The sequence below is a fragment of the Henriciella aquimarina genome (genome assembly GCF_002088975.1).
Taxonomy (GTDB): Bacteria; Pseudomonadota; Alphaproteobacteria; order Caulobacterales; family Hyphomonadaceae; genus Henriciella; species Henriciella aquimarina.
Map to the genome: position 1 here is coordinate 19,179 of NZ_NCST01000018.1, position 24,574 is coordinate 43,752.

Annotated in this window: 25 protein-coding genes; 16 read left to right on the forward strand and 9 right to left on the reverse strand. The window is 64.9% G+C overall.

What is annotated here, in order from left to right; all coding sequences use genetic code 11:
- Nucleotides 1-4: 4 nt before the first annotated feature.
- From flaF to B8784_RS01800, 3 genes are read left to right on the forward strand one after another with little or no spacing between them, the layout of a single operon-like run.
- On the forward strand, nucleotides 5-394 hold the full coding sequence (flaF, locus tag B8784_RS01790) for a flagellar biosynthesis regulator FlaF (RefSeq protein WP_084395913.1): 390 nt from the start codon (nucleotides 5-7) through the stop codon (nucleotides 392-394).
- Complete coding sequence (locus B8784_RS01795) at nucleotides 394-810, forward strand: flagellar biosynthesis repressor FlbT (RefSeq protein WP_084395914.1); 417 nt, start codon at nucleotides 394-396, stop codon at nucleotides 808-810. Before flaF ends, B8784_RS01795 begins: the two co-directional genes overlap by 1 nt.
- A 3-nt stretch (nucleotides 811-813) precedes the next feature.
- A complete protein-coding gene (locus B8784_RS01800; protein ID WP_084395915.1) occupies nucleotides 814-1,647 on the forward strand; it encodes a DUF1217 domain-containing protein in 834 nt (277 codons plus the stop codon).
- A gap of 3 nt (nucleotides 1,648-1,650) precedes the next feature.
- Here the strand turns inward: B8784_RS01800 and fliI are convergent, their stop codons facing one another.
- On the reverse strand, nucleotides 1,651-3,012 hold the full coding sequence (fliI, locus tag B8784_RS01805) for a flagellum-specific ATP synthase FliI (RefSeq protein WP_084395916.1): 1,362 nt from the start codon (nucleotides 3,010-3,012) through the stop codon (nucleotides 1,651-1,653).
- Nucleotides 3,013-3,097: 85 nt separating this feature from the next.
- Between fliI and B8784_RS01810 the strand changes: the two genes are divergently transcribed.
- From B8784_RS01810 to B8784_RS01845, 8 genes are read left to right on the forward strand one after another with little or no spacing between them, the layout of a single operon-like run.
- Nucleotides 3,098-3,457: a FlgB family protein gene (locus tag B8784_RS01810; RefSeq protein ID WP_233355922.1), complete on the forward strand. Its 360-nt coding sequence runs from the start codon at nucleotides 3,098-3,100 to the stop codon at nucleotides 3,455-3,457.
- Nucleotides 3,458-3,472: 15 nt separating this feature from the next.
- Nucleotides 3,473-3,859, forward strand: coding sequence for a flagellar basal body rod C-terminal domain-containing protein (locus B8784_RS01815; protein WP_084395917.1), 387 nt, complete (start codon nucleotides 3,473-3,475; stop codon nucleotides 3,857-3,859).
- A gap of 27 nt (nucleotides 3,860-3,886) precedes the next feature.
- A complete protein-coding gene (locus B8784_RS01820; RefSeq protein ID WP_084395918.1) occupies nucleotides 3,887-4,180 on the forward strand; it encodes a flagellar hook-basal body complex protein FliE in 294 nt (97 codons plus the stop codon).
- A 15-nt stretch (nucleotides 4,181-4,195) separates the two neighbouring features.
- Nucleotides 4,196-4,459 (forward strand): flagellar biosynthetic protein FliQ, encoded by a 264-nt coding sequence (locus B8784_RS01825; protein WP_084395919.1) that lies wholly within the window; start codon nucleotides 4,196-4,198, stop codon nucleotides 4,457-4,459.
- Nucleotides 4,460-4,470: 11 nt separating this feature from the next.
- Nucleotides 4,471-6,549 (forward strand): flagellar biosynthesis protein FlhA, encoded by a 2,079-nt coding sequence (locus B8784_RS01830; RefSeq protein ID WP_084395920.1) that lies wholly within the window; start codon nucleotides 4,471-4,473, stop codon nucleotides 6,547-6,549.
- The gene (locus tag B8784_RS01835; protein WP_084395921.1) at nucleotides 6,549-7,304 is read left to right on the forward strand and encodes a flagellar biosynthetic protein FliR; all 756 of its coding nucleotides are present in this window, start codon (nucleotides 6,549-6,551) and stop codon (nucleotides 7,302-7,304) included. Before B8784_RS01830 ends, B8784_RS01835 begins: the two co-directional genes overlap by 1 nt.
- A 9-nt stretch (nucleotides 7,305-7,313) precedes the next feature.
- Nucleotides 7,314-8,387: an EscU/YscU/HrcU family type III secretion system export apparatus switch protein gene (locus tag B8784_RS01840; RefSeq protein WP_084395922.1), complete on the forward strand. Its 1,074-nt coding sequence runs from the start codon at nucleotides 7,314-7,316 to the stop codon at nucleotides 8,385-8,387.
- Between the two features lie 7 nt (nucleotides 8,388-8,394).
- Nucleotides 8,395-8,739, forward strand: coding sequence for a hypothetical protein (locus B8784_RS01845; protein WP_084395923.1), 345 nt, complete (start codon nucleotides 8,395-8,397; stop codon nucleotides 8,737-8,739).
- 3 nt (nucleotides 8,740-8,742) lie between these two features.
- Here B8784_RS01845 and B8784_RS01850 read toward each other — a convergent pair whose 3' ends face one another.
- Nucleotides 8,743-9,816, reverse strand: coding sequence for a GGDEF domain-containing protein (locus B8784_RS01850; RefSeq protein WP_084395924.1), 1,074 nt, complete (start codon nucleotides 9,814-9,816; stop codon nucleotides 8,743-8,745).
- Nucleotides 9,817-10,041: 225 nt separating this feature from the next.
- Here B8784_RS01850 and B8784_RS01855 point away from each other — a divergent pair, with 225 nt between their 5' ends.
- From B8784_RS01855 to B8784_RS01865, 3 genes are read left to right on the forward strand one after another with little or no spacing between them, the layout of a single operon-like run.
- Nucleotides 10,042-11,358: an efflux RND transporter periplasmic adaptor subunit gene (locus B8784_RS01855; protein WP_084395925.1), complete on the forward strand. Its 1,317-nt coding sequence runs from the start codon at nucleotides 10,042-10,044 to the stop codon at nucleotides 11,356-11,358.
- A gap of 13 nt (nucleotides 11,359-11,371) precedes the next feature.
- Nucleotides 11,372-13,309 (forward strand): MacB family efflux pump subunit, encoded by a 1,938-nt coding sequence (locus B8784_RS01860; protein ID WP_143435250.1) that lies wholly within the window; start codon nucleotides 11,372-11,374, stop codon nucleotides 13,307-13,309.
- Nucleotides 13,310-13,313: 4 nt separating this feature from the next.
- On the forward strand, nucleotides 13,314-14,675 hold the full coding sequence (locus tag B8784_RS01865) for an efflux transporter outer membrane subunit (protein ID WP_084395927.1): 1,362 nt from the start codon (nucleotides 13,314-13,316) through the stop codon (nucleotides 14,673-14,675).
- A gap of 18 nt (nucleotides 14,676-14,693) precedes the next feature.
- Here B8784_RS01865 and B8784_RS01870 read toward each other — a convergent pair whose 3' ends face one another.
- The 7 genes from B8784_RS01870 to B8784_RS01900 all read right to left on the reverse strand — a co-directional run bounded on the left by B8784_RS01870 (nucleotide 14,694) and on the right by B8784_RS01900 (nucleotide 21,932).
- Nucleotides 14,694-15,203 (reverse strand): hypothetical protein, encoded by a 510-nt coding sequence (locus tag B8784_RS01870; protein WP_233355923.1) that lies wholly within the window; start codon nucleotides 15,201-15,203, stop codon nucleotides 14,694-14,696.
- Between the two features lies 1 nt (nucleotide 15,204).
- Nucleotides 15,205-16,185, reverse strand: coding sequence for a C1 family peptidase (locus B8784_RS01875; protein WP_084395928.1), 981 nt, complete (start codon nucleotides 16,183-16,185; stop codon nucleotides 15,205-15,207).
- A gap of 98 nt (nucleotides 16,186-16,283) precedes the next feature.
- Entirely contained in the window at nucleotides 16,284-17,366 is a 1,083-nt protein-coding gene (locus B8784_RS01880) for a C1 family peptidase (protein ID WP_084395929.1), read from the reverse strand.
- 40 nt (nucleotides 17,367-17,406) lie between these two features.
- Nucleotides 17,407-18,630, reverse strand: a complete 1,224-nt coding sequence (locus B8784_RS01885) for a serine/threonine-protein kinase (protein ID WP_084395930.1) — start codon at nucleotides 18,628-18,630, stop codon at nucleotides 17,407-17,409.
- Between the two features lie 11 nt (nucleotides 18,631-18,641).
- Nucleotides 18,642-19,784, reverse strand: a complete 1,143-nt coding sequence (locus tag B8784_RS01890; protein WP_084395931.1) for an FHA domain-containing protein — start codon at nucleotides 19,782-19,784, stop codon at nucleotides 18,642-18,644.
- A gap of 4 nt (nucleotides 19,785-19,788) precedes the next feature.
- Complete coding sequence (locus B8784_RS01895; RefSeq protein ID WP_084395932.1) at nucleotides 19,789-21,381, reverse strand: hypothetical protein; 1,593 nt, start codon at nucleotides 21,379-21,381, stop codon at nucleotides 19,789-19,791.
- Between the two features lie 2 nt (nucleotides 21,382-21,383).
- Entirely contained in the window at nucleotides 21,384-21,932 is a 549-nt protein-coding gene (locus B8784_RS01900; protein WP_084395933.1) for a hypothetical protein, read from the reverse strand.
- Nucleotides 21,933-22,075: 143 nt separating this feature from the next.
- Here B8784_RS01900 and B8784_RS01905 point away from each other — a divergent pair, with 143 nt between their 5' ends.
- Both B8784_RS01905 and B8784_RS01910 read left to right on the forward strand, forming a co-directional pair.
- On the forward strand, nucleotides 22,076-22,636 hold the full coding sequence (locus tag B8784_RS01905) for an ECF-type sigma factor (protein ID WP_084395934.1): 561 nt from the start codon (nucleotides 22,076-22,078) through the stop codon (nucleotides 22,634-22,636).
- Nucleotides 22,633-24,574: serine/threonine-protein kinase (locus tag B8784_RS01910; RefSeq protein WP_143435251.1), on the forward strand; the 1,942-nt coding region annotated here is incomplete at its 3' end. The genes B8784_RS01905 and B8784_RS01910, both read left to right, overlap by 4 nt.

Below are 24,574 nucleotides of genomic sequence, written 5' to 3' on the forward strand. Positions count from 1 at the left end.
ACGCATGCAACAACTGGCTTTCAAGGCGTACGGAGAAGTCACCAGCCGGACTGGAAGTGACCAGCAGATCGAATACGCCCTGTTCCAAGAGATCACCCAGTCCCTCCAGGAAGTTGCGCAAAATGACGATCCGCCAGCGGCCCTGTGGGCAGATGCCATCGACCGGAACATGCAGCTGTGGACGATTCTCGCCACGGACCTGCTGACCGAGGAAAACCAGCTCAATCCGGAGCTGAAGAAGGGCCTTCTGACGCTCTCGCAATCCGTTCGCCGCCTCAGCCATTCCGTGCTGGCAGGCGATGCGGAGCTCGAAGAGCTCATCGATATCAATGAGATTATCATGAGAGGCCTGCGTGGGCAGGTCGACCAACCTGGCCAGGAGGCCGCAGCCTGATGTCTGGACTCGTCCTGAAACTTGCCCCCGGCGAGCGCGTCGTAATCAACGGCGCCCTGCTGGAAAACGGAGACAAGCCCTCGAGCCTTCGCGTGGCCGACGGGAATGCGCGCGTACTGCGCTGCCGGGACGCCCTGAAACCCGACGAGGTGAACACTCCGGTCAAGCAGGTCTATTATGCGATCCAGCTTCTGATCACCGGAGACCTCAAGGAAGACGATGTGCTGCCCGCCATCCGCAAGGAATGCGACAGCCTCGAAGACGTCTTCGAGACCGTCAATCCGAAGATGATCCGTGTGCTCAAGGACATGATCGACCGCGGCAATTATTATTCCGCGCTCTGCCACCTGCGCCAGGTGCTGGTGCTGGAGGCCGAGCTGTTCGCACATGGCGCGCCGAAGGCAAAGGTGGCCTGACCGATGTTCCAGCCCGCTATCCCCATGACCGGTTATGGTGGGTGGAAATTCCTGCAGACAACCTATGCCCGCCAGTTCGAGACTTTCTCGGACTCTCCGGCCATCAAGAATGACCGTGAGTATTTCACCGGGAAGATGTCTAAGCCGATGGCGATGGAGGACTTCCTATCCGACAAGCGGCTCCTGCGGATCTCGCTGACGGCGTTCGACCTCGAAGGCGAGGAATGGAAGGGCGGCTTCATCCGCAAGGTCATGGAAGAGGCCAATGACGCGGAAAGCAGCTTCCTCACCCGCCTCAACAATCCCGATTACACCAAATTCTCAAAGGCCTTCCCGGTCCAGGATGGCAAGATCACGCTGACGCCGGAAGCGGTGTCCGACATCGGGGACAATTTCGAGAGCGCGGCCTTCCGCTCGGCGGTCGGCAATGTCGACAACAATATGCGCCTCAGCCTCAACTATCAGAACAAGATCGTCGAAATCGCCGGCAGTGGCGCCAGCGAGGAAGCGATCCTCTACCGCATTCTCGGCAATGTGCCGGTCAAGAACGTGCTGGAAACCGCGCTCAACCTGCCAAGCGAGATGGGCAAGCTGGACATCGAGCAGCAGGCCGACATCCTGCGCGACAAGCTGCAGAGCCATCTCGGCATCACGGACGTTTCCCAGCTGGCTTCGCTCGACAAGGTCGATGATGCGCTGAAGCGCTTCCATGCGATGAATTCGATCAATAGCGGCCCGTCGCCGACGACGCCCGGCTATGCGGCGCTGACCCTGCTGCGCGGCGCCGACGGTTTCGGCAATATGGCGAGCCAGAACCTTTTCCTGAGCAACCTTTAGGGCCTAGCCCTTCCCAGCGCCCCCGGGCGTCTCTGGCGCCCGCTGGGCCTTCTCCGCCTTCCGCTCCGGGTGCAGCCACTCGTTAAGCGTGGCAAAGGCCTGCGCAATCCCTTGCGGGTTCGGCGTCGAGACATACTGGTCGAGATGCGGATGCAGCGTGATGGCCCGGTCGCCGGCGGCGTCGTGGCCCTTTTCATAGAGATTGGCGCGCAGCATCGGGGCGAGCTCTTCGTAGAGCGCCACCGTGCGGCGGTATTCGCGGATCAGCTCATTCTCCTCAGGTGTCGCCGCGCTGGGCAGGCAGCGCGAGACGCTGCGCAGCACGTCGATCGCCGGATAGCGCCCGCGCTCTGCGATCTCGCGCGAGAGAATGATATGCCCGTCCAGGATACCGCGCACCATGTCGGCCACGGGCTCTTCCATGTCGGAGCCGGCGACCAGCACCGAGAAGACCGCCGTGATGTCGCCCTGCGCGGCCGTGCCTGGCCCGGCGCGTTCGGCGAGTTCGGCAATGGTGCGCACCGTCGACGGCGGGAAGGCGTTCAGCGCCGGGGTTTCGCCGGCCACCAGCGCGGTCTCGCGGTGGGCTTCGGCAAACCGGGTGATGGAATCGAAGAGCAGCAGGACCTGGTGGCCCTCGTCGCGGAAATGTTCGGCCGCCGCCATGGCGCAATAAGCCGCCCGCTTCTTGGCGCCGGGCGGTTCGCTGGCCGTCGCGGCCACCACCACCGTGCGCTCGCGCGCTTCGGATGAGAGGACACGTCGGACGAATTCGTTCACCTCGCGCGAGCGTTCGCCGATCAGCGCGATCACGACCCGGTCGGCTTTCAGCCCTTCTGCGAGCGAGCCGAGAAAGGTCGACTTGCCGACGCCGGAGCCGGCAAACAGGCCGATGCGCTGGCCCTGGCAGATTGGCAGCACCGTGTCGGTGATCATCCAGCCGCTGTCGAGCCGCGCGCCAAGCCCCTTGCGCGCATGGCTGGCCGGGGCGGGCGCATGCAGCTTGCGGTCGCTCGTATTGGCGGCCTTGGCCGGGACGGCTTCGCCGGTCACCGCGCCGCGATAATTGACGATCTGGCCGAGCCAGTGATCGCCCGGGCTGACGCGGCCGTCCTGCTGGATCTCCACCTTGTCGCCTATGCGGATCGCGTCTGAATCGCTGAAGAGCAGGGCGGTCACGCTGTCGCCCTTGATCGAGAGGATCTCGCCATGCACCGGCCCGTCGGGCGTCTGCAGCGAGACTTCATTGCCGATCCCGGCAAAGGCGCTGATGCCGGCAATGTTGATCAGACCGGGGAAAACCTCGGTGACCGTGCCCCAGAGCGTATAGAGCCGGTCGGCAGACGAGGGCGTAAGGGGAAACACGTAAACAAATCCCGTCGTTTTATTAACTCTTTGTTCAAATTAACCGGGCAGTTTTTCCAAACAGTTAACCAAGGTGATTCCGTCCGTGATTTCGAATCTTGATGTCTTCCGGATCTACAGCGCAATGGCCCGGCACGCCGCCGAGAGCCAGCGCATGAGCGCGACCAATATCGCCCATGCCGATGAGCCGGGCTACAAGGCCGGCGAGGTGGAATCCTTCGAGGCCTATCTGAAACGCACCTCATCGGCGGCGGCCGCCGGCTCCCACACGGACGGGTTCAAGACAGGCGAAGCCAGCACACCGGCCTCGCCGAACGGCAACACGGTCAGCCTCGAACACGAGATCTACAAGTCCGCCGAGGCGGTCGGCCAGCACGAGATGGCGATGAACGTCTACAGCAAGTCGCTGGACCTGCTGCGCGCGGCCATCGGCAAGAAGTATTAAGAGGGGCGCTGAGCGATGAACCCGATCAAGGCAACCATGCAGCAGGCCATGTCCGGCATGGAGCTTCAGTCGAAGCGGATTGACGTCAATTCGCAGAACATCTCGAACGTCGATACGCCCGGCTACAAGCGCAAGATGCTGATCGTCGAGAACCAGCCGGCGACCGCGGCGGAAGCCTTCATGAAGGCGCGCGTCGAGCTCGACCAGGCCGACGGGGAACGCCGTCTCGACCCGTCCCACCCGATGGCCGACGAGAATGGCTATGTCACCCTGTCCAACGTGTCGCTGGTCACCGAAATGGCCGACATGCGCGAGGCCGGGCGCAGCTATGAGGCCAATCTGAATTCCTTCCAGCAGGCTCGCACCATGTACCGGTCCCTGCTGGATATCCTGAGACGCTAGTGATGGTTCGAAGCTGAGGGGCAGACCATGTCAGACGTAACGTTCAGCGCCTATGCCGCGCTCAACAATATCAAGTCCAAAGCCGCCGAGGCCGCGCCCAAGGCGGATGGTGACAAGAACGAGGTTGCCGAGGGGTTCTCCAACTTCAAGGCCGCCATCGAGCAGGCCGAGCAGACGGCCATCAACACCGCCACGACGGGCGCCGATCCGCACGCCATGGTCGAGGCGCTCGCCAATGCCGAGGTCGTTCTCGATGCGGCGGTAACAATCCGCGACAAGGTAGTCGAAGCCTACCAGGAACTCCTGAGAATGCCGGTTTGAGGGGCGGGGCTCTTCATGTCTGAACTGGCGATTTTCGAAGTCCTGCGCAGCGCGCTCTGGACGGCGGTCCTCATGGGCATGCCGATCCTGGGCGTGGCGCTCGTGCTCGGTTTCGTGATCGGGCTGCTGCAGGCGCTGACCTCTATCCAGGAAATGACGCTGACCTTCGTGCCGAAGATCTTCGCCGTGGTCGTCGTGCTCTTCCTGACGCTCGGCTACATGACCCGGCTCTGTCTCGACCTGTTCAATAATTCCATCCTTCCCCTCATCGCTTCCTGAGGCGCGCGCCCATGCCGAGCTCCAAACTCTTCGATCTCTCCAGGCCGACGGCGCTGCTCGCCATCGGCCTGATGATGGTGATCCTGGTCATGGTGCTGCCGGTCCCGGCCTGGATCATGGATGTCGGGCTGACGCTGTCCTTCTCCTTCGCGATCCTGATCTTCACCACCGCGATCTTCATCGAGAAACCGCTGGATTTCTCCTCCTTTCCGAGCGTGCTGCTGGCTTCGCTCATCCTGCGCCTGGCGCTGAACGTCTCCTCGACCAAGCTGATCATCTCCGAAGGCCATACCGGCACCGATGCGGCCGGCGACGTGATCCAGGGCTTCGCCATGTTCATCATGGGCGGCAACATGTTTGTCGGCCTCGTCGTGTTCGGCGTGCTGGTGATCGTGAACTTCATGGTCATCACCAAGGGCGCGGGTCGCATGGCCGAAGTGGGCGCGCGTTTCGCCCTCGACGCCATGCCGGGCAAGCAGCTCGCCATCGACTCTGACCTCGCCGTTGGCGCGATCAGTCATGAAGAAGCCAAGCAGCGCCGCCAGAAGGAACAGGAAGAAGCCTCTTTCCTGGGCTCGCTCGACGGCGCCTCGAAATTCGTGAAGGGCGACGCCATTGCCGGCCTCTTGATCACTGCGCTCAACTTGGTGGCGGGCATCGGCTTCGGCATGTTCACCCACCAGCTCTCATTCACCGAGGCGCTGAACAACTATTCCATCCTGACGGTTGGCGACGGCCTCGTCTCGCAGATCCCGGCGGTTATCGTGTCGGTCTCGGCTGCGCTGCTGCTGTCAAAGGGCAAGGATGATGGCGCCATCGACGAGGCGCTGGGCAAGCAGCTCGCCGGCAATGCGACCGCGCTGATGATCGTGGCGGGCATCCTCGCCACCTTCGCGCTGCTGCCGGGTCTGCCCTTCATTCCCTTCATGCTGGCCGCCGGCGGCTTCGGCACGGCCTCCTTCTTCATCCACCGCATGGAAGCCGAGAAGGCTGCCAAGGAAGAGGAAGAGCCGGAAGACGACACCCCCAAGGCCGCCGTCATCGGCGATTCCATCCATTCCGACGAGATCCACCTGGAAGTCGCGCCCGACCTGGTCGGGCTCGTGCTGCAGGGCTCCGACGGCTTCGAGAGCCGGATCGACAAGATCCGCCGCTACATCGCCGAGGAGTATGGCTTCGTCCTGCCGTCCATCCGCATGACGGATAATCCGACGCTGAAGAAGAACGAATACCGCATCCGCATCCAGGGCGTGCGTGTCGATGGCGGCACGCTGCGCCCAGGCTCGGTGCTGGCGCTGATGGAGGACGACCAGCTGCCGCACCTGCAGGGCGAGCGGGTGAAGGAGCCGGTCTACAAGGCCGCCTCGCGCTGGCTGCCCAATAGCAAGAAGCAGGAGCTGACGGCCGCCGGTGTGCCCGCCGTCGAGCCGACCGAAGTGCTCGCCACGCACATGCTGGAAGTCATCCAGGCGAACTTCTCGCTGGTCTTCACGCGCATGGTGATGCTCGACACGCTCGATGCGCTGACCCGCATCAGCGACAGCGAGCGGGCCGCGGCCAACCAGCGCTTCCTGGACGAGTACATCCCGGGCAAGGTCTCGCCGGAGCTGCTCTTGTCGGTGTTGCGCCTGCTGCTGGAAGAGCGGGTCTCGATCCGCAACCTCTTCCTGATCATCGAGACGGTGGCAGAAGTGAAGAGCCAGTCCAATTCGCCGTCGCGCATTGTCGAACTTGTGCGCCAGCGCCTCGGCTTCCAGATCGTCGACCGGCTGCAGGACACGCAGGGCCGTCTGCCGCTGCTTCAGCTTTCGGCCAATTGGGAACAGCGCTTCTCCGAGCACGAAATCTCCAAGGAGGATGGGGCTTCGGATATCGCGCTGCCGCCCGAACTCTTCGGCGAGCTCACCAATTCGGTGCAGAGCAAGCTCAACGAGGTCGCGCAGAAAGGCGTGGTCGCCGCCGTGGCCACATCTTCGCGGCGCCGGCGCTTCCTGCAGACGGTGCTTGCGAGCAAGGGCATCCGCAATTCGGTTCTGGCCTATGAGGAGATCGGGTCGAAGAGCAAACCCTATATCGTCGGCGTCGTCTGATGCTGGATTCGGTCACGCTCTCGACCGATCTCGCCGCCTGGATCAGCCTCTTCATGATCGTCCTGGCGCGCCTGTCCTTCGTGGTCTTCCTGATGCCGGGGATTGGCGAACAGACCGTTCCGGTGCGCGTGCGCATGGCGCTTCTGCTGGCGGTGACGATGGCCTTTGCCGCGTCCGGTCTGGTCGAGGCGCCGGCGGGCGACGGCCTCGGTGATCTTGTCCCGGTCATGATCGGGGAAGGGGTAATCGGCCTCTTCTTCGGTATTCTCCTGCGGCTGGCCATGTGGGTACTCTCGATTACCGGCACGGTGATCGCGCAGGTGATCGGCCTGGCGCAGCTTCTCGGTATCGCGCTGGAAACCCAGGCCCAGACGCTGACGGCGAACATGCTGTCGATGGCGGGCGCGGCGTTGCTGCTGGCAGCCGACTATCATCTCAGCGTCTTCACCCGGCTGGCCGATCTCTACACCGAGGTCCCGGTCGGTGCGGTTTCGCAGATGGACTACATGTTCCTGGTGCGCAGCTGTTTCAGCGGCTTCGGCTTTGCCGTGCTGCTCGCGTGGCCCTTCGTGGCGATCAACCTGCTCTACAACATCTGTCTCGGCTTCATTAACAAGGCGCTGCCCTCGCTCATGGTCGCCTTTGTTGGCGCGCCCTTCATGATCGGGGCGGGCCTGTTGCTGCTCACTGTGTCGATCACGACTCTGCTTATGGTCTGGTATGACAGGCTGCCCGGCCTGATCGGCTGGCTTTAGAGGGGCGCGATGGCTGAGGAGAATTCAGACGGCGGTGAAAAGGAATTCGAGGCCACCGAGCAGCGAAAGCGCGAGGCCCGGCGCGAAGGCGATGTTCCCCAGTCGAAGGAAGCCAACACCTTTGCCGTGATTGCGGGCCTGACGGTCGCGCTCTTCGCCTTCAGTGCGGCGGCGGCCGGCGCGGTTTTCAACGAGTTCTCCTCGCTTTTCTACCATGCCGACTCCTATGCCGACGACATCTTCGGCGGCGGGGGCGAGCGCTCGCGGCAATGGGTGCTGAACGTGCTCGGCCATTTTGCGCCGCTCTTCCTGCTGATGGCGGCGGTCGTGCTCGTCTCTCTCGTCATCCAGCGCGCCATTGCCTTTTCGGGCAAGAAGATCCAGCCGGATCCGAAGAAGCTCTCGCCAGCGGAAAACCTCAAGAAGAAGTATGGCCCCAAGGGCCTGCTCGACTTCCTGAAGGACACCGCCAAGATGCTGTTCGCCGCCGGCCTGGCCAGCGCCTTCCTTTACAATTTCGCGCAGAGCTATTATGCCAGCAGCGCGGTCCAGAAGGGCCAGTTCTTCCTGTTCACCTTTCACCAGGTGATGGTGCTCGTCCTGCTCTTCGGCGCCTTCTATTTCGTGCTCGCCGCCATCGACCTGCCGCTGCAGCACCGGCTGCACAACAACAAGCTGAAGATGACGCGCGAGGAGGTGAAGAAGGAAGTCAAGCAGAGTGAGGGTGACCCGCAGCTCAAACAGTCGCGCCGCGACAAGGCCACGAAGATCTCCCGCAACGAAATGCTGCAGAACGTGCCGGGCTCGACCGTCGTCATGGTCAACCCGGAACACTATGCCGTGGCGCTGAAATGGGATCCGGACGACAGCAAGGCGCCGGTCTGCGTGGCCAAGGGCGTCGACCACCTGGCCGCCAAGATCCGCGAGATTGCGCTTGCCAATGACATCCCGATCTATCGCGACCCGCCCTCGACGCGCTCCATCTACCGCCTGGTCGAGGTGGATGAGGAAATCCGCCCGGAACACTTCGCCGCCGTGGCGGCCGCCATCAGCTTCGTCGACCGCGTGAAGCAGCACATGTAGGCCGCCCATGACCCGGAAGACAAAAGACCTCTCAAAGCTCGTCGCGCTGAAGCGCCAGAAGGCCGAGCAGGACTTTGCCGCCCTGCAGGCCGAGATCCGCCGCGATGAGCAGGCGCTCGCCGCGCTGCGCGACAGGTTGAATGCCGCCGATGATCAGGCCGCTGGCTATGAGGCGATCAGCCTCGCCCATACCCATGGCCATCTGGGGGCGGTGATCGGGCAGATGCGGACGCTGGAAAAAGAGATGGCCGAGAAGGAAGAGCGCTTGGGCACTTTCCGCGAGGCCCTCAAGAATGTGCTTTACTCAGAACAGCGCCTGCCAGACCTCAAGGCCGGACCGGGGCGCGGCTGAGCTTCAGTCGAGCCCCTCGGCCTTGACCGTGTTGCGGCCGGAATTCTTGGCGAGATAGAGCTTCTGGTCGGCCTGCTCGATCAGGTCGCGGGCGTCGATGCCGGGCTTGTAGCGGGCAATGCCGAACGACGCTGTGATCTGCCCCAGGCACTGGCGCGATGTCTTGAAGACGAGATTGGATTTCGAGAACTGGACCCGGATCCGGTCGATCAGCTGGTAGGCGGCCCGCAGGTCCGTCCTTGGCAGGATCACGGCGAACTCTTCCCCGCCATAACGCGCCGCCATGTCCTGGCCCTTGATGTTCTTGGTAATGATCCGCGCGAAGATCTTCAGCACCTCGTCGCCGACCCGGTGGCCGTAGGTGTCGTTGACGGTCTTGAAGTGGTCGATGTCGGCCATGACCAGGCAGAGGTTCTGGTCGCCCTCTGCGGCGGCGCTGAGCTCCGCGGCCAGCCGCTTGTCGAAGGCGCGCCGGTTGGCGAGCATGGTCAGGGAATCGCGCATGCTCTGATGGCGGACCTCTTCCAGCTCCTCATTCAGCTTCTCGATCTGCTTCTGGGATTCCCGAAGGCCGTCATTCAGCTCCTGGCTGTGGCGGGCCATGCGCCGGTTCTCGAACATCAGCTGTGAGATCATGGCGTCGATCCGGTCGGGTGAGACCGTCTGCGGCAGGCCTTCCTCGAGCTCGTCGAGCGCGACCTGGAACTGCTCGTGATTGCTCACCCCTTTCTGGATGAGTGCCATCACGCTGCTCAGTTCCTTTTCGAATGCGCTGCCGATCTTCTGCTGGCCGGCCTGCGTGTCGGGTTCGGACAGGTGGACCTTGCAGGCCTCGTCGATTTCATAGGGCGACAGGCTGGTGCCCTTGTCGAGCATCTGGTCGACCTGTTCGACAAGCTCGGCATTGGAGCGTTCGGCGTAGGTGTACCAGAGCGCATAGGTGCTTGGGTAAGGCGGGGTCTCGTACTGGCCCATCAGCTTGAAGGCCTTGTCGGCGAGGTCATAGACCCGCTTGTACTCCTGCCCACCCATGGGAGGCTGAACGGTTTCAGCCTCTTTCTTTACTGCTGCACTCATGGTCCCGCCCAGATCATCGTTTTGTACGTCTCGATGGCTGAGTATTGGCCGGGGAAACTCGATATTTGGTTAACGCGACTGCCCTGTTAGCGTGCTGTGACGGGGCTTTCCGGCGCTTGCGCAGATGCGGTGCGGCTGGCCCTGTGACCAATACTGCAGCGCAGCGCGACGGAATCGATATCGCAGGTCGTTTCAGTTTTTGTGAAAAGATCTGGCAGACCGCATATGAAAAAGCCCTTTCTCCTGAAAACCCGGACCCTGCTCGTCGGGAGTCTGGTCGCTGCTGCAGCGATTGCAGCCTTTGTCTATGGCCGGTCGGTCTTCACGGAGCAGGCGCCCGCCTATCAGACCGCCCAGGTCACGCGCGGCGATATCGAGGTGACGATTTCCTCGGCGGGCAAGATCACGCCGAAGGAATCCGTCGATGTCGGCGCGCAGGTCTCCGGCCAGCTGCAGGAGCTGTTTGTCGATATTGGCGACCGGGTGGAGAAGGGCGACCTGCTCGCCCAGATCGACCCGACCATCGCCCAGACCAGCGTCGAGGCGAACCGCGCCCAGTTGAACGAGCTGAAAGCCAGCCGCAAGCAGCAACAGGCCACGCTCGAGCTTTCCAGGGCCGATGCCGAGCGCGCCCAGATGCTCTATGACGCCGATGCGATTGCCCGCGCCGACTATGAAACCGCCCAGGCCAATCTCGCCATCGCGCAAGGCCGGCTGGAAGCCATCGACGCGCAGATCCAGCGCCAGACCTCCTCGCTGCAATCGGAACTCGCCAATCTCGAATTCACCAAGATCTACGCGCCGATCGCCGGGACGGTGGTTTCGCTCGCCGCCGTCGAGGGCCAGACGCTCAACGCCAACCAGACCGCGCCGATCATCCTGACGATCGCCGATCTCGGCGTGATGACGGTCGAGACCGATGTCTCCGAAGCCGACGTCCTGCGCATCGAGGAAGGCCAGGCGGCCTATTTCACGACGCTGGGGGAGTCCGCCCGGCGCTGGGAGACTAGCGTGCGCCAGGTCCTGCCGACGCCGGAAGTCCTCAATGACGTGGTCCTCTACAAGGCGTTGCTCGATGTCGACAATCCGCAGGGCAGGCTGAAGCCACAAATGACCGCGCAGGTTTTCTTCATCACCGGGTCCGCCAGGGATGCCGTGCTTGTGCCCGTTACCGCGCTTCAGCCCGCCCCGCGAAGGGCAGGCGCTGGCGAGCAGGCTGTGGCCGGCAATGGCGACCGGTCTGCTCGCGGCGGCTTCATGCAGGCCGAGGCGTCCGAACCGGCGGCCGGCCCGGGCAATGACCGGCGCGCAGCGTTCCAGGCCGCCCGCGAGGCGCATCCGGACGCCGAAGCCGCCACCGTGCTGGTGATGAATGCCGCCGGTGAACCGGAGCCGCATCCTGTCCTGATCGGCCTGAAGACCCGCACCATGGCGGAAGTCCTTTATGGCCTCGAACCCGGCCAGACGGTCGTCACAGGCGATGTCGCGATCCCGCGTCCCAATGGCGATACGCGCGGCGGCGCGCGCTTCATGCGCCGCTAGGGAGGGACGCCAGATGACCGCTCCCCTTATCGAGCTCGACCATGTCGACCGCTTTTACGGTGCTGGCGACACCGAAGTGCGGGCGCTGGATGGCGCCTCCCTGACCATCCACTCGGGCGAGTTCGTCGCCATTGTCGGGCAGTCGGGCTCGGGCAAGTCGACGCTGATGAACATTATCGGCTGTCTCGACCGGCCGACGGGCGGGCATTACCGCGTGCGCGGCCAGGACGTGGCCGACCTCGACACCAATGCGCTCGCCGCCCTGCGCCGGGAGACGTTCGGCTTCATCTTCCAGCGCTACAATTTGCTCGCCAATGTTTCGGCCTCAGAGAATGTCGAGCTGCCGGCGGTTTATGCGGGCTTGAGCCATGAAGAGCGCCGCGAAAAGGCGAGCGATCTGCTCAGCCGGCTGGGCCTCGGTGATCGCACCGGCAACAAGCCCGGCCAGCTCTCGGGCGGCCAGCAGCAGCGCGTCGCCGTCGCCCGGGCCCTCGTCAACGATGCCGAGGTGATCCTGGCCGACGAACCGACCGGCGCGCTCGATTCCGGCTCGAGTGAGGAACTGCTCAACCTGCTCGAGGCCCTGCATGCCGAAGGCCGCACCATCATCCTCATCACCCACGACCAGAAAGTGGCCGAGCGTGCCAAACGCATGATCGAGATCCGCGACGGCCAGATTGTCTCCGATACCGGTGAGGACGAGGCCCGGCCGGAAGAGGCCGAAGGCTACCGCTACAGCCGCAAGGGCCCCTCGCCGGTCGGCCAGGTGTTCGAGGCGGTGAAGATGGCCTTCCGGTCGCTGAGGGCGAACCTGTTTCGCACCGCACTGACCCTGCTCGGCGTCGTCATCGGCGTGTCGGCGGTGGTGGCCATGCTCGCCATCGGGCAGGGCAGCCAGCAGGAAGTGATGGCCCGCTTTGAATCGCTTGGGCCCAATTTGCTTTTCGTGCGCCCCGGCGCGCCCGGCACCCGCATGCGCGGGGATGCCATCGCGACGCTGACGCTGGAGGATGCCGAGGCGCTCGGCGCGCTCGACAATATCCTCGCCGCCGTGCCGTCGCGCTCGACGGGGGCGACCTTCCGGGTCGGCAGCAAGGATTATAGCAGCCAGGTCGAGGGCGTCTCCGAAGACTGGCCGCTCGCCCAGAACCGCGGTCTCAAATACGGCACCTTCTTCACCGAGGACGACATGGACCGTCGCATCGGCGTCGTCGTGCTCGGCACCACGACCGCCGGCAACCTCTTCGACGATGTCGAGGGCGCGGTCGGCCAGTATGTCTTTCTCGGGGGCGCGCCCTTCGAGGTGGCCGGCATTCTTGAGGAGAAGGGCGCGACTGGCTGGGGCCAGGACCAGGACGATGTCGCGCTGGTGCCGATCACGACCGGCATGATGCGCCTGTTCGGGCAGAACTATCTCTCCTCCATCACGCTCGCCGTCGATGATACCGACCGGGTGGCCGAGACCGAGGAGGCGGCGAAAAACCTGCTTCTGGCGCGTCACGGCACGGAAGACTTCCAGATCCGCAACACCGCCTCCTTCCTGGAGTCGATGCAGGAAGCGCAAAACTCCTTCTCCATCCTGCTGGGCTCGGTCGCCTCGATTTCCCTGCTTGTGGGCGGGATCGGGGTGATGAACATCATGCTGGTCAGCGTTTCGGAGCGTACCCGTGAGATCGGTGTGCGCATGGCCACCGGGGCGCGGCGTTCCGACATCATGACCCAGTTCGTGGTCGAGGCGCTCGTCGTCGGCGGGCTCGGCGGGATTGCCGGTGTGCTGATCGGCCTCGGCGTCTGTTTCATCCTGTCGGAAAGCGGCATGACCGTCGCCGTGACCGCGCTGCCGGCCATGCTCGCCTTTACCTCCGCGCTCGCGACCGGGCTTGTCTTCGGGCTTCTGCCCGCGCGCAAGGCCTCGCGTCTCGACCCGGTCGCCGCTCTGGCTTCGGAGTAGACTTATGCTCAGACCGATTATCCTGTCTTCCTCGCTGCTCGTTCTCACCGCCTGCGCCTCGCTTGCGCCGGAGACGCCTGAGAGCGCGCATGCCATCGCGATGCCGGCCGCCTATGACTATGCCGGCGAGGTCGAGGCGCTGGCCGCGCCGGAGCGCGAATGGTGGGACGGGTTCGAGACCGCCTCGCTCGACCAGCTGGTCAGCGAGGCGCTGGCCGCCAACCAGACGCTCGCGCAGGGCGTGGCCAATGTCGAAGCCGCCCGCGCCGCGCTGAAGGTCGCCAATGCCGCCTTCCTGCCGCAAGCGAGCGGCAGCCTGTCGGCCTCCAGCAACACCGAAGGCGACGGCCTCGACGATGTCGATGCCAGTGGGCGGCTCTCGGCCTCCTACCAGCTCGACCTGTTCGGTGCGAATGCCGCAAGCCGCGAGGCCGCGCAGGCGAGCCTCGAAGCGACGATCTTCAGCCAGCGCGCGCTGGAACTGACCGTACAGTCGGACGTGGCGACGAACTATTTTGCCCTGCTGGCCGCGCGTGAGCAGTTGGAGGTCGCCCGGCGCAACCTCGAAATCTCCGAGCGCATCTATGACATCGTCCAGGTGCGCTATGAGGCCGGTGCCATCTCTGGCTATGACGTCTCCGCGCAGGAAGCCCAGCTTGCCAATGCGCGCGCCCGCATCCCGCAGATCGAGGCGCAGATCACCGGCTTCGAGACCGCGCTCGCCATCCTGACGGGCCGCGCCCCGCAGGGCTATGACGCACCGGAGGAGAACATCCTGTCGATCAGCCTGCCAGAGACCGACCCCGGCCTGCCCTCCGACCTGCTCCTGCGCCGGCCGGACCTGATGCAGGCCGAAGCGAGCCTTCGCGGCGCCAATGCCAATATCAAGGCGGCGCGGGCGGCCTACTTTCCGAGCATCGATCTGGGCGCCGGGGTCTCCAGCCTGCTGACGGGCGGGGGGGATCTTACCGGTTCGCTGTCGGCCTCGCTGGCGCAGACCATCTTTTCCGGCGGGCGGCTCGAAGGCCAGGTCGAAAGCGCCGAAGCGCGCCGGGATGCCCAGCTCGCAGGCTACCGCCAGGCCATTCTGGGGGCGCTGCGCGATGTCGATGTCAGCCTCAAATCGGTGGAGTCGAATGCCGTGCGGGAAGACCAGCTGCTGATCGCACGCGAGGCGGCCGGCGAGGCGCTGGAAGCTGTCGAACTGCGCTACCGGGCCGGCACCGACGACCTGACAAGCTTGCTCACCGCCCAGCAGACCTATTTCGACGCCTCGAACACCTATGTTCAGGGCCGCCTCGACCGGCTGACCGCGGCGATCAATCTCTATGTCGCGCTTGGCGGCGGCTATGGACAGACGCCCTGACCGCCGGGGCGGGAGCGCCTAATTCGCGAAGCCGTCCCCGACCCCGAAGTCGCGCCGCGCCGAGACGATGCTGACGATCACGCCGACCAGGACGTCCATGAGCGACATCATCGTCAGCAGGAAGAAGGTCGAGGTCGCGAAATTGCCGATGGTCAGGAACATCACCAGGCAGAAGAGCAACACGCCCATCGACATGGCATGATTGACCATGGCGCTTGAGCGCGAGCTTGTCGCCTTCACGATCTCGAAGGAGAGCAGGACCAGCGAGACGAAGAGGATGAGGTCGCCGAGGCTGAGCGTCCAGCGCACCCCGGAAATCATCGGCATGCCGAAGATGATGCCGCGAAGCGCCGGTTCGATGGCCGGGCCGGTTTCTGTGTGCTGGCCACCGGCGAACCAGGTCATCAGGACATAGAAGCCCACCGGAAAGGCGAGCAGCGGTGTCATCGTCTGCACCTTGCTGACAATTCCCATGCGGGATGCGGCGGATCTGCGGCCGGCCTGGGCGGACGGGCTTGGTATGGGCATGTCAGTATCCTCCTCCGGCACCCGGACCGCGCAAGCGGTCGCGGATGGACTGTTTGGCCTTGCTGAGATGGTCTTCTAGGGCCGACGCGGCCGATTGGCGGGCCGTCTGAAGCTCGGCCTGCAGCGCGGGCGCGACGGTCTGCGCGGCGGCCTGCAGGAACTGGTCGGCCGAGGGGCCGCTGACCTGATAGGCGCGGTGCTCGGCAGTATTGCCGACGGCGAAGGGCTTCGGCGCGTTGGGGTAGACCGGCGCGCGCGTATAGTGATCGAGCACGGCGTAATCGATCCAGACATGGCCTTCGAGGCCCCAGTCGGCGCCCCAGGAATTGCGCACCAGGAAGGCGTTCTCGCGGTCGTCATAGCCGACGAGCAGCATGGCATGGCCGCTGTTCGCGCCTTCCCACTGGCCGTTCGCGGGCGGTTTCATCTGGCCGCTATGGCGCGCGTCGATGGCCATCATGCGCTTCGGCGTCGCCATGCCGAAGACGACCGGCAGGCCGCTGGCGAGCGCGTCCTTCACCGGGTCGCCATGTTCGAGTTCGGCGAACTCGACGGCGCGGAAATTCTCGGCGGCCTTGTAGCAGTCACGGCCCGGTTCTTCCTCGACGAGGGCTTCCTGATAGGGCCACATGGCTTCCGGGCAAACGCCCCAGCCGAGTACGGAGGCGAGCGCGATGCGGCGCGAGCAGCCCGGCTCGCCCAGCCGTCCGGCGAGCTTGCGGGCATTGTAATAGACGAACAGCCGCGACAGGTCGCGCAGCTCGCGGCCGGCGCGGATCTGGTGGTATTCGAGCGCGCCGACCACGGCATTCGCCACGCAGGAGCCGATCTTTTGCTGGTTCTCGACCGGCGAGCACTGGGCCCGCAGGTCCACGCTCGGGGGGCGGGTAATCTCGCCCACCTTGCTCAGCACGGGGAAGCTTGTGCCCGGTTCGTCGGGCAGGCAGCCGCCAATGGGGTAGCCTTCGAAAATCTCAAGCATGCTGGCCCTCCCGCGGGATGCCGGGACAGGAAGCCGCCCTCAGGGTGGCCGCTCCCTGTCCACCGGCCCGCGAGCGTCCCCTCTCTCGCGATCTCGTCTCACTCGTCATAGCCGCCTCCCGCCCCCGGGCCGCGATGATAGCCACCGCCAGCGCCCGGTCCCTGGTCGTATCCGCCGCCGGCGCCGGGTCCGCGATTGTAGCCGCCGCCCGCACCGGGACCCCGGTTATAGCCGCCACCGGCGCCCGGACCGCGCAGGCGGTCGCGCAGGCTTTCTCGCGTGGCTTCGATATTGGCTTCGAGCTCGCCGCGGATATGCGCCTTCAGGGCATGGATCTGGTCCTGCACGGTGGGCGGCGCCTGCTCGACGGTGGCCTGAACGGCTTCCTCGGTCGAGGCGCCGGCCAGCTTGAAATATTGCGAGCGGTCGAGCGCGCCGATGGTCCAGAAGCCGAGCGGCTGCTTGTAATGGTCCATGACGCGGTAATCGATCCAGACATAGCCATTGAGCCCCCAGCCCGGCCCCCAGGAGTTGCGCACCAGCCAGGCATTCTTGCGGTCGTCATAGCCGACGATCAGCATGGCATGGCCGCTACGGGCCGGTTCCCAGTTGCCGTCTTCCGGCGGCTTTACATGGCCGGTCTTGCGGGCGATGACCTGCAGGGCATGCGAGGGCACACCCATGCCGAAAATGATCGGCAGGCCGGAATAGAGCGCGATCTTGAGATCGAGGCCGTGCTGGACGCTGGCATATTGCAGCGCGGAGAAATGGCCCGCGCTCTGATAGGCTTCCTGAGAGGGCTCCTTGTCCCAGAGGAGCGGGTTGTAGGGCCAGACCGGTTCCGGGCAGGCGCCGAAGGCAAGATAGGACGCGACCGCCTGCGCCATGGAGCAGCCGGTGTCCTCATCGATCGAGCCCTTCAGCTTGCGGGCATTGTAATACATGAAGAGCCGCGACAGGTCCGTCATCGGCTGGCGGTGCAGGATCTGGTGGTATTCGAGCGCCCCGGCGACCGAGTTCGCCGTGCAGGAGCCGATATGGCCCTGGTCCTCGACCGGCGAGCACATGGGCGAGAGATCCACCGCGGGCGGCAGCTCGGGATGGGCAGACGCCGTCAGCGCCGGGGCCGGCTGGGTCGGGTCGGCCGGGATATAACCGCCAAGCTTGTATTTCTGACTCATGCTGGCCTCCTCGGGCGCGATGGGAAGGGGGTGGGCCGCGCTACTGGCATATGACGTTCCCGTAGGCGTCGTAGTAGCAATTGCCGCTGCCGGTCTCTTCGGCCAGCCCGCCGAAAACCGCGATCAGGACGACGATGGCGATCACCGCCCAGCCCCATTTCGGAATGGTGCGGAAGACGCGGCCATAGGCGTTCTTCAGGTCCTGCTGGGCTTCCCTGTATTCGCGCTTGCGCTCGTCGGGGCCGGCATTCCGGCGCAGGCTGGTGTTGAAGCCCTCGATCATCGCCTCGCGATAGTCGGCGGCTGTTTGGGGGCGCAGGTTCCGATTGGTCGACAGCCCCCGCTCGATCAGCTTGTCGATGGCGGGCGGCACGTCGGAGCGTCCGTCGGAGGGCGGCGACCAGTGACCGGTCGGCAGCACGCCGACGATCAGCTCGTAGAAGATCTTCGAGACCGAATAGAGGTCGGCGGCGGCATTCGCGGCGTTTGCATTGCGGATCTGCTCGGGCGCCATGTACAGCTGCGTGCCGAGCCCGGTGCCCGTGCCATCGTCTGATTTCTGCGTGGTGGCGAGCGCGATGCCGAAATCGACGATCTTGACCTGGGCGTCCTGTGCCGTGGGCTCGCCCAGCAGCATGATGTTCTCGGGCTTGAGGTCGCGGTGGATCACGCCAGCAGCATGGGCGGCTTCGAGCCCGTTCAGCACTTCCTTGACGATCTGGCCGGCGATCCGGGCGGGCACCTCCTCATTGCGCGACATCTTCTCGGTGCGCCAGATGTGGAGCGGCTTGCCCTCGATATATTCCATGGCGATGTAGGGCGCGCCCTGCCAGACGCCGATATCATAGGTCTTCACCACGTTCGGGTGAGAGATGGTCCGCGTCGTCTTGCCTTCCTCGATGAGGCGCTGGACGGCCCTTTCGCTGGAGACCTGGCCGGAGGGGATCACCTTCAGCGCCACCGGGGTATCGGTGACCGTCTCGATGGCCTTGTAGACCATGCCCATGCCGCCGGCGCCGATCATGCGCTCGATGCGGTACTTGCCGGCGACCATGGTGCCGGGCGCCATACCGGTCGGGGCGGGAGCGTAATCGCCGCCGGTCATGTCATCCCTGCCAGGCGCGACGGTCTCCAGGCCGGAGACGGTCCGCAGGGCGGCGACGGTTTCGACTTCGGTCTCGATGTCTTCCACGGCTGTGCCGCAGGCCGCACAGAAGCGGGCATTGTCGGGCAGTTCGGTCTGGCAGGCAGAGCATCTCAGCATGATCTCGCTCCTCAGGCGCGGCAGGTCCGGGTCAGAAGGATGCGCGTCACATCCTCCCGCTCGGCTTCGAAATTGACGGTGACGGTCAGCGCGTCCGGGCTCTTGCGCAGCGGCGAGATCACCGCCCCGTCCTCGAGCAGGACGCTCTTGGTGCGGCCATAGGCATCGCCATTGACCCTCAGCCCGAACTGGCTCTCCACGCGCAGCATCAGGCGCCCGGATTCGGGATAGATGGAGAAGTGCTGGCGCGAGATGGAGCCGGTCAGCGGCGACAGGGCGCCGTCTGCCTGGCTGACCAGAAGCCGGGCATCATTGCCCTCCTGGTCATGGCCGACCGCATTGCGCCCGAAATAGAGGATGCCGGAGGGATCGAGGATCGGCCCGTCGGCCGGGCAGTCGCCCTCGGCAAAGCCGCGCCAGGCGAAGCTGACGGCGCGCGGCACCCGCAGCCCGTTGTCATAGCCGCGCCGGCCGAGCCGGGTTTCGTCCTGGTCGGCGCGGTTGAGCTTCAGCGGGATGGGCCGGGCATGGGTGTCCTGACCGGCGGCGCGCTCCTGTTCGATACGTGTCGGATTGTAGACGGTGAGGCCGGCGCCGATCTGGTCGGCGGTGACATTGATGTTGGTGACGGGGCCGTTCGGGTCCTTGCTCTCGACCGGGAAGATGATCGAGCTGGTCAGGACGAAGGCTTCTTCGCGCCAGTGATAGCGGGACGCGATGGCAAGCCGCAGGTCGACCTGGTGAACCCCGGCATGGTCGAGCACCTCGGTGCGCACCGCGACATTGGCCGAGCGCCCGGAATCGAGCCGCTCGAACGACAGCGGCAGCTCGCGCCAGCCGGCATCGTCCTCTTTTACCCAGAGGCCCGTCACGAAAAGCGGGCGGCCGATCCCGGCGGCATTGCGGATGACGAGCGGCAGGGCAAGCTTGCCGCCTTCGCGCACCGTGCTCGCTGCGCCCGCATCGAGATAAAGTTCCGGCTGGATGCAGACCGGGCACATGCCCGACCGGTCGATCACCGAGTGGCATTCCTGCGCGGCCATGCACCAGATCAGCGGCTTGCCGCAATCGCCGCAGAACCCGGCTTCGGGTGTCTGGGCCGAGCGGGCGCAGCAATCCTGCGGGCGGGCGAGGGAAGGGGCCTGAAGGCTCATCGTGTCAGGTCCTGAGCTTGTGCCCGCATTTCATGCAGAACTTGGAGGTGGCCGGCGCCGCCGTGCTGCACTTCGGGCAGTCGATGGTCTGGATTTCGGCCTGTGGCTGGCCGGTGGCGGCCGCCTCGGGGAGAGGTTTGCCGCCCGCCCCGGCGGCCACGCCGACCGCGCCGCGCATGGCGATGTCGGACATGGTGCGGGCCTGGTCCTCGGTGCGGATCTCGCGCGCCTGCGCGGCCTCGACCATTTCGCGCATGAGGGCCATGCTCTGCTCATTGGAAGAGGCTTCGGCGCGGGCGCGTTCGGCCAGCACCATCGCGACATCCGGCGACAGCCCGGCATCGAGCGCCAGGATCTGCTCGGCGCTCATGCCCTTCTTGTGGATCAGGATTTCCTTTTGGCCGTCCAGCTCCTGCTGGCGGTCGAGGCGCTTGATCTCGGCACGGACGCGCTCACCGCGCAGCTCGATCTCCTGCAGTTCGGAGATGTGTTCGCGCTGCTGCTTCTGGGCGAGGGCGGAGACTTCCAGCTCGCTGAATGCGCCGGACTTCTTCATCTCCTGCATGTGGGTTTCGCGCAGGGCCGACATGTCGGTGTCGATCTTCAGCTGCTCCTGCTGGATGCGCATCAGCTCGGTCTCGTTGCGCGCGGTCGCCAGCTGGTTCTCGAAGGTCGCCTTGCGCTCCTTTTCGAGGAAGGCGACCTGGTGGTCGAGCTCTTCCAGCTCCTGGCGGCGCTTGGCGTTCTCGCGCGCATCGATGAACTCGATCTCGCTGTTGAGCGCCATGTGCTTGAGCTCGTCCTCACTGGCATTCTGCAGCTTGGCGAGTTCGGTCCTGGAGCGGATCTCGAATTCCGTCGCATCGTTGATGAGTTCGGCCTGGCGCTTGGCCATCTCGATCTGGAACTCGACTTCCTTCTGCCTGCGTTCGGCGTCGGCGCGAGCCTGTTCGGCGGCTTCCTCGGCATTCTGCGCCCACTCGATGGAGGTCGAGCGGATGATCAGGCCGAGGTCGCCGACGACGCGTTCGACCTCTTTCATCATGTCGGCCTGGAGCTTGTCCTGCAGGCCGGTATCGCCACGGATGTCGGCGGCATCGACGCGCCCGATGGCAGCCTCGAAGACGCGGTCGGAGAAGTGCGGGCGGATCCGGTCCAGCACATCGGCCTTGGCGAGTGCCTTGCGGCCGAGATCGTTGGCGTCGCCCGGCGCGCGGTCGACGCCGTGCATCATGCCGAGAATGTTGGACGGCTTGTCGGTATTGACCTGCACTTCCAGCGTCACCACTCCGGTCACCTCGACCTTGTCGCGGCTGGTCGCCCGCAGCACCGTTTGCAGCTGGAAGGGCTTCAGGTCGGCAATCATCATCGAGATGTGGGTGGAGCCGCCAATCAGGCTCTTCATCCGGTCGACCAGTCCGCCGACGGAGAAGTGGCCGCCCTTGAAGGCATCGACCAGTTCGCCGTTCTTGAACAGCAGCGCGGCATAGTCGGGCGGCACGGCGAAGCGCTTCTCGAAGAAGGCCTTGAATTCGCTCTGGCGCATGAATTCGGCGAGCATGCGCGGATCGCTGAGAACAATCGGTTCGGAAGCCATGATCAGCTCTCCCACTTCCGGTTGGAGACAAAGGTGATGATGTTGAAGAGGATGACGGCGACGGTGACCGTGACGCCGACCGGGTGTTCCTGGACCACGCGGGTCAGGCGCTCGCCGGCCGAATACTGCTCCCAGTAGCGTCCCATGATGGAGACCTGGAACATCGTTCCGGAGATCATGGTCGCCAGCGAGAACAGCGCCATGCCGAAGGAGATGAGCCGCCCGAAGCGCGAGATCATCGTCTCCTTGCGGCGGCGCTCGCGTTCGGCGGCGCGGGCCTCGTCGCGGTCGCGCTTGTCGAGATAGGTCTCATAGGCCTCACCGCGTTTCAGCGCCTCCTCGCGGGCCTTCTCGTCGATGGAGAGGAAGTCGGGCGTAGCCTTCCGGTTCGGGCTCGCCCCGCTGGCGGTGGTCAGGTTGGAGGCCCGGCGGCGCCACAGGACGAAGACGGTCCAGACCAGCCACAGCGCGGTCACCGCACAGGTGACGTTGAACAGGATGGTGATGACCGGCCAGGCATCCGGCGGGATCGAGTTGATGGCGTCTTCCATTTCTGACCTCACAAGGGTGGTTCAGAAGAGAAGGCGCACCGGCTTCCTGAATCGGGTCAGGCAGAATTTAAAAAATATGATCTGTCGTGATTCTTGCACTTCCGGAGATTTTGCGAATACAGTCCCGGAAGGGGACAACGTGGATGAATACTGCCGATACTGACTGCAAGGCCTTGCTGAAGCGCTGGCGTGAGGGGGATCTCGGGGCCCGGGATGCCCTGTTCGCGTGTCTCTATACCGAATTGTGCCAGGTTTCGGCGGCCATGCTGCGCGCGGAACGCAACAGCTCGCTTTCGACCGGCGACCTCGTCAATGAGGCCGCCATCCGCCTCATCCAGCTCGACCAGATCGACTGGGCCGACAAGAGCCATTTCCTGGCGCTGTCGGCGCGGGCCATGCGCCGCATCCTGATCGACCATGCGCGGCGCAAGAATTCAGACAAGCGCAAGCACCAGAAAGTCACCCTCGTCACGCGCATCGAGGGCCATCCCGGCCGGCTCGACTTCGATGTGCTTGAAAAGTCGCTGATCCGTCTCAACGCCATCGACAGCGAGAAGGCCGACATTGTCGAGCTGCGCTATTTCGGCGGGCTCAGCCTGCCGGAGATCGCGGAGGTGACGGGCACCTCGGAGTCTACCGTCAAGCGCCAGTGGCGGGTCGCCCGCGCCTGGCTGGTCGATGCCATGGCGGCGGATGTGCGATGAGCGCGCCGGACACCTTCGAACGCGAGGCGCTCGCCATTTTCGACGAGGCGCTCGATGTTCCCGAAGCCCGGCTGGCGGAATGGCTCGAGGCCCGCTGTGAGGGCAATGCAGCGCTGAAGGCGCGCGTCCTGCAATTGCTGGAGGCCGACAGCGGCAAGACCGACGTGCTGCGCACCGGCGGGGCCGGCCAGGACGGCCGGGAGGAGCCGGCGCCGGAGCGGGCCGGGGCCTATCGCATCACCGGCCTGATCGGGCAGGGCGGCATGGGCGCGGTCTATCTCGGCGAGCGCGACAGCGGCGACTTCGACCACCGCGTTGCCATCAAGGTCATCCGGCCGGGCGCGCTCAGGGCCTCGCTGATCGAGCGCTTCACCCATGAGCGCCAGATCCTGGCCAGCCTCAACCACCCCAATATCGCGCGGCTTTTCGATGGGGGCTATCTCGATGACGGCTCGCCCTACATCGTCATGGAGTATGTCGACGGCGAACCGCTGCTCGACTGGGCGCGGGCCAACCATCTCGGGCAGGCCGCCCGGCTGGGCCTCTTCCGCGAGATCTGCGCGGCCATCAGCCATGCCCACCAGAACCTCATCGTCCACCGCGACATCACCCCGTCCAATGTGCTGGTGACCCGCGATGGCCAGGTGAAGGTGATCGATTTCGGCATTGCCAAGCCGCACGACATTTCCGCGCCGGCCGAGACCGGTGGCAGCGGCAGTGCGACGCTCGCCTCGTTGAGCTTCACCCCCGGCTATGCCGCCCCCGAGCGGGCCAAGGGCGCCCCGGCCAATACGCTGTCGGACATCTATTCGCTCGGCAAGCTGCTGGCGGAGCTGGTGCCCGCCCATGAGAGCGACCGCGACCTCGCCGCCATCGTGGCAAAGGCCACCGCGCCCGCCCCGGCAAGGCGCTATCCGAGCGTCGATGCGCTGGCCGATGATCTCGCCAATTACCGGAGCGACCGGCCCGTTGAGGCACGCGGCGGCGGACGGGGCTACCGGTTCGCGAAATATCTCAAGCGCCAGCGTGTGGCCGTCACCATCGGGTCGCTCGCCGTGCTGGGCCTCATGGGCGCGCTGATCGTCACCCTTGTTCAGTACAACCGCGCGGAAACGGCGCTGGCGAGTGCCAATGCCCGGTTCGACGAGGCGCGCCAGCTCAGCCGCTCGCTTATCTTCGATGTCTACGATTCCTTCGAGGAGGTGGCCGGCACGCTGGAGCCGCGCCGGGCCCTTGCCGGCCTGGTGCGCGACTATATCGACGATCTCGCCCTGGATGAGACCGCGCCCGAAGATGTGCTGTTCGAGGTCGGCACCATGCAGCTGCGCCTCTCCAATCTTTATGGCGGGGTGGGCATTGCCAATTTCGGCGAGACCGACACCTCAATGGAGCTGCTGGACGAGGCGGAGAGCTCGCTGCGCCTGGCGCTCGACAAGGCGCCCGGCAATAGCGCGGCGCTGGCCGAACTCATCATGGTCAAGCGCATGCAGACCATGGAGGCCCTGAACTATACCTCCGATCCCGACACCGCGCTCAAACACAATGGCGAGGCCATGGCGCTGGCCGAGCAGGGGCTCGCCATGCCGGGCGTCGAGGAACGCCCCTTCCTGCGCCATCTCTGGAGCGTGCGCACCGACCTGATGCAGATCCTGTTTGCCCAGGACAGATACGAAGAGGCCAATCAGCGCCTGGCCGACTGGCGCGCGGCGCTGACGCCGCAAATGTATGAGCGCCTTGGCGGGGGTGAGGAGATGGGGGCCTATATGGCGTCCCAGCAGGCGGAAGTGCTGAACGAACTTGAGCGCTGGCCGGCAGCGGCCGAGGCGGCCGAAGATGCGATCGCCTATCGCGAGGCGCAGCTGGAAACCACGCCGGACAATTACTACCAGCTGACCCAGCTCATGGTGGCGCTGGGCGAGCAATCCATGGCCTTGCGGA